General features: G+C 71.9%; 6 protein-coding genes and 1 pseudogene. 2 read left to right on the forward strand and 5 right to left on the reverse strand.

Annotated elements, in window-relative coordinates:
• From D471_RS41185 to D471_RS36080, 3 genes and pseudogenes are all read right to left on the reverse strand, one after another.
• Positions 1-826, reverse strand: a pseudogene (locus D471_RS41185) (DUF4190 domain-containing protein); the annotation flags it as partial.
• Positions 827-1,471: 645 nt separating this feature from the next.
• Entirely contained in the window at positions 1,472-2,281 is an 810-nt protein-coding gene (locus D471_RS0125035; protein WP_017601155.1) for a MerR family transcriptional regulator, read from the reverse strand.
• The gene (locus D471_RS36080; RefSeq protein ID WP_017601156.1) at positions 2,278-2,769 is read right to left on the reverse strand and encodes a GyrI-like domain-containing protein; all 492 of its coding nucleotides are present in this window, start codon (positions 2,767-2,769) and stop codon (positions 2,278-2,280) included. Before D471_RS36080 ends, D471_RS0125035 begins: the two co-directional genes overlap by 4 nt.
• A 383-nt stretch (positions 2,770-3,152) precedes the next feature.
• Between D471_RS36080 and lon the strand changes: the two genes are divergently transcribed.
• Together lon and D471_RS0125050 are read left to right on the forward strand one after the other, a co-directional pair.
• On the forward strand, positions 3,153-5,561 hold the full coding sequence (lon, locus tag D471_RS0125045; protein ID WP_017601157.1) for an endopeptidase La: 2,409 nt from the start codon (positions 3,153-3,155) through the stop codon (positions 5,559-5,561).
• 59 nt (positions 5,562-5,620) lie between these two features.
• The gene (locus tag D471_RS0125050) at positions 5,621-5,881 is read left to right on the forward strand and encodes a S16 family serine protease (RefSeq protein WP_206538974.1); all 261 of its coding nucleotides are present in this window, start codon (positions 5,621-5,623) and stop codon (positions 5,879-5,881) included.
• 217 nt (positions 5,882-6,098) lie between these two features.
• On the opposite strand, the gene D471_RS0125055 is transcribed toward D471_RS0125050, so the two are convergent.
• Entirely contained in the window at positions 6,099-6,761 is a 663-nt protein-coding gene (locus tag D471_RS0125055; RefSeq protein ID WP_017601159.1) for an HAD family hydrolase, read from the reverse strand.
• A 213-nt stretch (positions 6,762-6,974) separates the two neighbouring features.
• Positions 6,975-7,691, reverse strand: coding sequence for a TVP38/TMEM64 family protein (locus D471_RS0125060; protein ID WP_241479707.1), 717 nt, complete (start codon positions 7,689-7,691; stop codon positions 6,975-6,977).
• Positions 7,692-8,238: the final 547 nt, after the last annotated feature.

Raw genomic sequence — 8,238 nt, forward strand, 5'->3', positions numbered from 1 at the left:
CGGCGGTGGGATCCGCCTGTGCGGGGGGTCTGTACGGTGCGGTCGGTGAGACCGGGTCCGTGCCGGCGTTGGAAGGGCCGGTCCGTCCCATGGATCCGTCGGGAGCGGCGGTCGCCGCGTCGTTGGCGGACCCGGTGGGATCGGAGGGTCGGGGCGCGCCGTGGGCCGCGGGTGCGGAGTTCGCACTGGTCGAATTCGCGGGGCCCGCCACCGACCCCTGGGGGCTGGTGGCGGTCGGCACTCCTCCGGGACCGGTCGCGCCGCCGTCCGCCTGGCCGCCGCCCGGGGGCTGGGCCGAGGACGGCGCCCGGAGCACGCGGGTGAGGGCGATGAGGCCGAGGACGATGGCGACGGGGATGGGCAGGATGAGGAAGCCCAACAGTCCCAGGACGAGCGCCGCGATGGAGAAACCGCTGATCCTCCGCTCATGCATGTTGTTGTGCACCGTGTGGTGAACGTTGTGGTGCATGTTGCTGGTGCTGTCGCCTATGTGGATCGCGCCCTGATGGTTTCCGCCCACGCCCACGTTGTGGTGGCCCGACACGTTGACCGAGGAGGTCTGCGTGTTCATGGCGGCCAGGCTCCTGGCCAGATCCGGGTCCTCCCGCAGGGTCCGCCTGATCTGGTCGCGGAGTTCCTCGGCGGCGTCGGTGTCCTCCGGCGCCCGTCCGAGCTTCCTGACCGCGCTTTCGACCTCCGGCTCGGATTTTCCGCGCCTGAGGATGGCCGCCAGCAACCGTTGACCGTGCCGCACGGTGGCGCTCGCCGTCGCGTCCTCGGACGTGGACAGCACCGCCTGCCCGTAGGCGCTGACCGCGTCTTTCACATATGGGAAAACCTGGGAGGTGAGGGTTTCGATATCCGTCAAAGGTGCTCCCGTTCGGCTCCGGGGGAAAGCTTCGTGATGCCGTGAGGGTCGCTCTTCAAGAAGGGCTCACCACTATAACGACATGGTGTGCGGGAACAAGGCGGCGTTCGATGGCGGATTCCCGAAGGTCGAGGGCGCGGGCGGTTTTTGCGTCAGGGGAAGGTTCGAAACGTCTCCTGAACTCGAAGAACGCTTCTTCGAGGATTGGTTTCGCGTCCTTGTCCGGAAGCGGCCATGAAATTCCGCGTTCTCCCGTGCCCTCCCGGGTAAGCGGCTTCGCCGCGAACCTGTCGAAGCGTAAGTATTCGGAGGCGTGGGAGTGTGCGTGTGCTGGTCACACCGATACGGGGGGCGGGCGGCGTCTACAACCACCCGGTGAACGCCCTGAACACCGCTTCGAACGCCACCGTGCTCGCGTGCCGAGCCGATGTGGGAGCGCACTTGTGGCTCAGCGAAGCCCGGAGCCTGGTGTACCCGGCCCCGCGACCGCTCCGGCGGGTTCCGGCCCCTGGGCCGCCAGGCCCCTTCCACGCGGTGATTCTCGGCCGTGAGGAATGACGCGCCCCCAACACGGGGGATGCCCCCGGTGCGCGAACGATGTCCTCAGCCCCGGGGCCGGACGTAGCGTTGCGCGACCTGGCACCGGAACGGGTCCCCGTCGAGATAGATCTCGCGCGGCGATCCGGACGGGCGGCGCGTGTGGTGCGTCGCGGCATCGCGGACCGCGTCGAAGGCGCGCAGGATCGTGGGGAACTGGACCTCGCCGTACGGTACGTCGACGAACAGCTCGGCCCCGGCGGGTTCGACGCCGTCCGCGCTCGATCGGCCGGTGACGGGCACACGCACCTCGACGGGTCCGTCCGACTCCCAGCTCACCTCACCGTGGTAGACGATGACCAGGGGCCCCGACCGGTCGACCGCCGCACCGGCCCGCTGCGCGAGTTCGGCCGCGGCGCGCTCGACGTGCAGGGGCAGGTCCGCGGCGGTCGTGCGCACCGTGCGCGAGACGAACGGCTGCGCGGCGACGTCGCGACTCGACACCCGCGGCGCGTTCTCCGCGGAGGACGACCGGTCCTCGAGGAGACCGTCCGCGAGGCCGTCGAGCAGCGCGACCGCGCGCTCGTGCGCACGGACCACGTCGGTCCGGTACGCGTCGAGGAGCTCGCGTCGCTCGTCGGCGGTGGCGTCCAGGACCGTGCCGATGCGCTCCAGCGGCATACCCACGCGGCGCAGCAGCGCGATCGTGCGGGCGCGCTCCGCCTGCGACGGGCGGTAGCGGCGGTACCCCGTGTACTCGTCGACGGCGTCGGGCATGAGCAGCCCGCGCCGCTCGTACAGGCGCAGCGCCTTGGGGGAGAGCCAGGTGAGGCGGCTGAACTCCCCGATCGACAGCCTCGCGTCGGTCTCTCTCATGTGAGCAAGTATGCGACCTCGACGGCCCACTTGCTCCGATCCGGCTCGGTCTGCGGGTCCGTGAGGAACTGCTCGGTACGCGCGTGCCAGTGGATGCTGTCGGCCCGTTCGTCGATCGCCAGTTCCAGACCCTGCACCTGCGCCCACTCCCACATGTCCCGGTGGGTCCGCGCGAGCGCGTCCGGGCCGCCCTCCGGGCGCGCGACCAGGTAGCGGCCGGCCGGGATCACGCCGGTGTCGAACCCTGCGCCGATCTCCACGCGCGCCGGTACGGGAACGCAGACCGTGACGTCCATCGGGTCGGCGGCCGTCTTCAGACGGTGATACTGGTAGATCGGCCCGCCCCGCGCGGTCCCGCCCGCCGCGGCCAGGGCGCCGTAGATCCGCGGGACGTGGGCGTTCACCAGGTCCCAGCGTGCGAGTTCGGCCGTCATCGAAACGCCGACCCAGGGGCGCTCGGCCCGCTGCTCGACCGTGAATGCGGTCATCGTCTTCCTCGTGGTCGCCACCCGTGTCTCGGATGGGCCACGCCCAGCAGACACCTTCCCCCAGGGGCAAGGTCAACCCGGGCCTCCGGATGCCCGGAGACGGCCTTCCCGCACGTCACGCCCGGCGCGGGGCGTAGCGGTCCAGGAGCTCCGGGGAGCCGACTCGTTCCCGCATGGCCTGTTCGAGGTTCCGCCTGAGCCTCTCGCGAACGGACACGGCCCCGATGCCAGGGACGGGTGACACCCGCCTCAACTGGTTGATCGGCGGATCCGGACCGCCCGCGCCGACGGCCGTGCGGGGTGATCGCTGAGGGCGAACACGTGTATGGGAAGATAATCGGACTCCTTTTTATTGAGTCTGTTTAACTCAACTAGGAGGATTCATGAGTGAGACTCCCGCCAGCGTGACCTTCCCGGTGCTCCCCCTCGACGACGACGTCGTCCTGCCGGGCATGGTCGTCCCTGTCGACATGACCGAACCCGAGGTGCGCGCGGCCGTCGACGCCGCGCAGGCCGTCGCGCGGTCGGGCGGTCACCGTGACTCCGCGAAGGGGCCCGAGGTCCTGATCGTGCCGCGCGTGGACGGCTCCTACGCCGCCGTGGGCACCGTCGGCATCGTCGAACAGGTCGGACGCACCCCCGAGGGAACCCCCGCCGCCGTGCTCCGCGGCACGGCCCGGGCCCGCGTCGGCAGCGGAACCACCGGCCCCGGCGCGGCACTGTGGGTGCTGGCCACCGTGCACACCGAGCCGCAGGGTGAGTACCCGGGCAAGGTGCTGGAGGCGGCCCGCGAGTACAAGTCGCTGCTCACCACCTACCTGCACAAGCGCGGAGCCTGGCAGGTCCTGGACGGCGTGCAGCAGATCACCGACCCCAGCCGGCTCGCGGACCGGGGCGGCTACTCGCCGTTCCTGACCGCCGAGCGCAAGCTCGAACTGCTGGAGACCTACGACGTCCTCGACCGCCTGCACCTGCTCACCGAGTGGACCCGTGAGTACCTCGCGGAGCTGGACGTCACCGAGAGCATCGACCGCGACGTGCAGGAGGGCGTCGACAAGCAGCAGCGCGAGTTCCTGCTGCGGCGGCAGCTGGAGGCCATCCGCAAGGAGCTCAACGAGCTCGACGGCCGCCCCGGCAGCGAGGAGGACGACTACCGGGCGCGGGTGGAGGAGGCCGACCTGCCCGAGCACGTCCGCAAGGCCGCACTCGACGAGGTCGACAAGCTGGAGCGGGCCGGCGACTCCTCACCGGAGTCGGGCTGGATCCGCACCTGGCTGGACACCGTCCTGGACATGCCGTGGAACGAGCGCACCGAGGACGCCTACGACATCGCCGGGGCCCGCGAGGTCCTGGACGCCGACCACACGGGCCTGACGGACGTCAAGGACCGGATCACCGAGTACCTGGCCGTGCGCAAGCGCCGCGCGGACCGGGGACTGGGCGTCATCGGCGGGCGCCGCAGCGGCGCCGTGCTCGCCCTGGTCGGGCCTCCGGGGGTCGGAAAGACCTCGTTGGGCGAATCGGTCGCGCGCGCCATGGGCCGCCGGTTCACCCGGGTGGCGCTCGGCGGCGTGCGGGACGAGGCCGAGATCCGCGGCCACCGCCGCACCTACGTGGGCGCCCTGCCGGGCCGGATCGTCCGGGCGATCAAGGAGTCCGGGTCGATGAACCCGGTGGTGCTCCTGGACGAGATCGACAAGGTCGGCTCCGACTTCCGCGGCGACCCCACGGCGGCGCTGCTGGAGGTGCTGGACCCGGCGCAGAACCACACGTTCCGCGACCACTACCTGGAGGTCGACCTCGACCTCTCAGACGTGGTGTTCCTGGCCACCGCCAACGCCCTGGACACGATCCCCGGCCCGCTGCTGGACCGGATGGAGCTGGTGGAGCTGGACGGCTACACCGAGGACGAGAAGGTCGCGATCGCCCGCGACCACCTGCTGCGCAGGCAGGTCGAACGCGCCGGGCTGGTCTCGGACGATGGCGAACCCGAGGTGGAGGTCACCGAGGACGCGCTGCGGTCGCTGGCCGCTGAGTACACCCGCGAGGCCGGTGTGCGCGGCCTGGAGCGGACCATCGCCCGCATCCTGCGCAAGGTGGCCTCGGCCGCGGCCCTCGGGGAGCGGGAGGTGCCGGTCCGGGTGGACACCGGCGACCTGCGCGGCTACCTGGGGAGGCCGAGGCACACGCCGGAGTCGGCGAGCCGGACCTCGGTGCCGGGCGTGGCCACCGGTCTGGCGGTGACCGGGGCCGGGGGAGACGTGCTGTTCGTGGAGGCGTCGCTGGCCGATCCCGAGTCCGGGGCGGGCGGGCTGACGCTGACCGGTCAGCTCGGCGACGTGATGAGCGAGTCGGCGCAGATCGCCCTGTCCTACCTGCGGGCCCGGGGCGCCGAACTGGAGCTGCCTGTGGGTGACCTCAAGGAGCGCGGCGTCCACCTGCACGTTCCGGCGGGCGCCGTCCCCAAGGACGGGCCGAGCGCGGGCATCACCATGACGACCGCCCTGGCCTCGCTGCTGTCGGGGCGGCCCGCCCGCGCGGACGTGGCGATGACCGGTGAGGTCTCGCTGACCGGCCGGGTGCTGCCGATCGGCGGCGTCAAGCAGAAGCTTCTCGCGAGCCTGCGCACCGGAATCAAGAACGTGATCATTCCGGCCCGCAACGAGCCGGACCTGGATGACGTTCCGGATGAAGTGCTGGAACAGCTCACGGTTCACCCTGTGAGTGATGTCCGGGAGGTTCTGGAAATCGCGCTTGAGCCCGCGCACAGCACGGAGCGCGTGGCCGCGTAGCGGAAGTGTCACTGGGGGTCACCGTTCCGGGCGGTGGCCCCCACTTTGCGTTCGCGCCGATGGTGGGCCGATCGGCGCAGGCGAAGCAGAAGCTGCTGGCGGCGCACCGGGCGGGGATCACCACCGTCCTGATCCCCGAGCGCAACGAGCCCGACTTGGACGACGTTCCGGAGGAGGTGCTGGGGCAGCTGACCGTGCACGCGGTCAGTGACGTGCGCCGGGTGCTGGAGTTGGCGCTCGAACCGGCCCGCCCGTCCTCCGCCGGAGCGGCCGGGGCCGACACACGGGACGGGGGCGCGTCGCGTTCGGTCCGGGTCTGACCGGGGCGCTGCCGCGGCCCACCCGTCGCCCGCCACCGCCCAGGAGCCGCTTCGCGGAGGGGTGGGACACCCTCAACGGACGCCTTCGGCGCGGTAGCCCCTTTCCGTGCCCCGCCGCCCCGTGGGACCCGAAACCGGGACCCGCGGGGCGGCTCCTTCCGTGTACACGCCGCCGACCGTGGACCGGCGCGGCGGACACCGCGCCGACCCAGACCTTTCACCCGGCCGGTGACCGCCCCGGCAGGTCGGGGACGAGTTCGGCCAGGGCCGCCCGGGTGGACCCGGCGTCGGTGTGCGGGACGGCCCGCATACCGACCGCCCGGGCGCCGAGCACGTTGGGTTCGGCGTCGTCGACGAACACCACACGTTCGGCGGGCAGGCCGAGCCGGTCGAGGGTCAGCTCGTAGATCGGGGCGTGCGGCTTGCGCAGGCCGACCTCCCCGGAGATCACGACCGGGTCGAGGAGCGCGTCGATCCGCTCCCGGGGATAGGTGTTGCCCCAGCTGTTGGACAGCAGCGCCACCCGGAGGCCGAGGCCGCGCAGCTCCTCGGCGAGGGCGTACATCGCCGGGTCGGGGCGCATTCCGGCGAACAGCCGCCCGAGCAGGCCGACGGGGTCGACCGGTCTGCCGTCGACGGTGCCGAGTTCGGCGGCGAACAGGGCGTCGAACTCCTCCACGGACAGCTCCCCGGTCTCCAACCGGTGGATCGGGGTGCCGTCCGGGGCGTCGCGTGAGAGCCAGGCCCTGAGGGCACGGGTGAACGACTCCGGGTCGATCCCGTCGGACTTCATCCAGGCGGCGATCGTGTCCCGGACCGGGCGGGTGAGGACGCCGCCGTAGTCGAACACGACGGCGTCGACCTGGCGCTCGTCGGTCATCGGGTCACACCCCGCCGGGTGCGCGGGTCGATCGGGTACTCCTCGACGTCCACGTTCTTCCTCTCCTCACCAGGTGTCCACGAACCGGCGTGCGGCGCCGTGAGCGTGCACTGGGAGGCGGCGTCGACTCCGCCCCCGTGGCATACCGTCTGGTCGGTATGATAATGGGGGTTGTCCGGAACCGTGTCAAGGAGTGTGGTCGTCCCGGGCGGCTCACCCCGTCCCGACGGCGCCCCCGGAGGACGTTCGCGCGCGCTGTGACCGTCGGCCGTACACGCCGACCACCCTGCTCCCGACCATGAGCACGGCGACGAGCGCGGCACAGGCGAGGAACCCCGGGGACAACGGGTCGGTGGCGGATTCGCCGAGCACCACGAGGGCCACGGTCGCGGGCAGGCCGCCCAGTGCGGTACCCGCGGCGAACGGGACGACGCGCAGCCCCGTGACGCCCAGGCCGTAGTTGACCGCGGAGAAGGGGACGAGGGGGAACAAGCGCAGCTGGATGACCGCCAGGAGGCCGTGCCGGTCGATCGTGCGGTCGAGGCGGGCGCGGAGCGCGAAGGGGAGCCGCGCCTCCACGAAGTCCCGGGCGAGGAGGCGGGCGGTGCCGAACTGGACCAGCGCGCTGAGGACTCCGCCGGTGAGCGCGACCGCGATACCCGGCCAGGTGGCGAAGACGAGACCCGCGACGGCGTTCAGCAGCGGACGCGGGACCAGCAGGAGCACGGCCACCACGTAGCCGAGGAGGTAGACGGCGGGTCCGGCTGCCCCCGCCGCGTCGATCCAGTCCCTGAGCACCGCGAGGTCGGTGGCGTGGCGACCGGCCACGGCGACGAGCACCAGCCACACGGCGAAGACCGCGACCCGTGTCCACTGCCGCGGCGCCGCGCCCGACCCGCCGCCGGGGCCTCCCCCGTCGGGCGTCCGCACCCCCGTCGTCTCCACCGCTTCGAGGACCCTTCCCTCTGCTCGGGCCCGGCCCGGCGGGCGCGCACCGGCGTCCAACCTACGCCACCGCGGACGTACGGGACCGGTCCGACTCCTTCCGTCGGGATATCGGAAAGTGTGGGAAGACGGAGCACGGATATGCGGCTGGCGTGTTGACGCGATCGTCGACCGCACGCGAATCGGTCTCGAAACCGCAGTGCCCGGATCTCGAAACGACGAGGGAAACCGACAGGCCGATGACGGGGTCGGGGCGATACTGTCCCCGCTGATCCGCCTACCCGGGCGGGTCGGCGGATCAGCGGGGACAGCGGCTCCCAGAACAACAGTTGTGTCCAGGGGTCGACCACCACGGACACCCCCGACTCCGATAACGGCGATGGCGCGTACACCGCCTACGCCCCCGTACGTAGGCGCGGTGCCGTCCGTCGGGAGACGACGGAGCGGCGGTTCCGCCGCGTTGGTGGAGGCATGACCACAACGACGCACCACCGGCACCGCCGGGAGCGGCCCCGGACGCTGCCGGCGGGGG

The sequence above is a fragment of the Nocardiopsis lucentensis DSM 44048 genome (genome assembly GCF_000341125.1).
GTDB classification, from domain to species: Bacteria; Actinomycetota; Actinomycetes; order Streptosporangiales; family Streptosporangiaceae; genus Nocardiopsis; species Nocardiopsis lucentensis.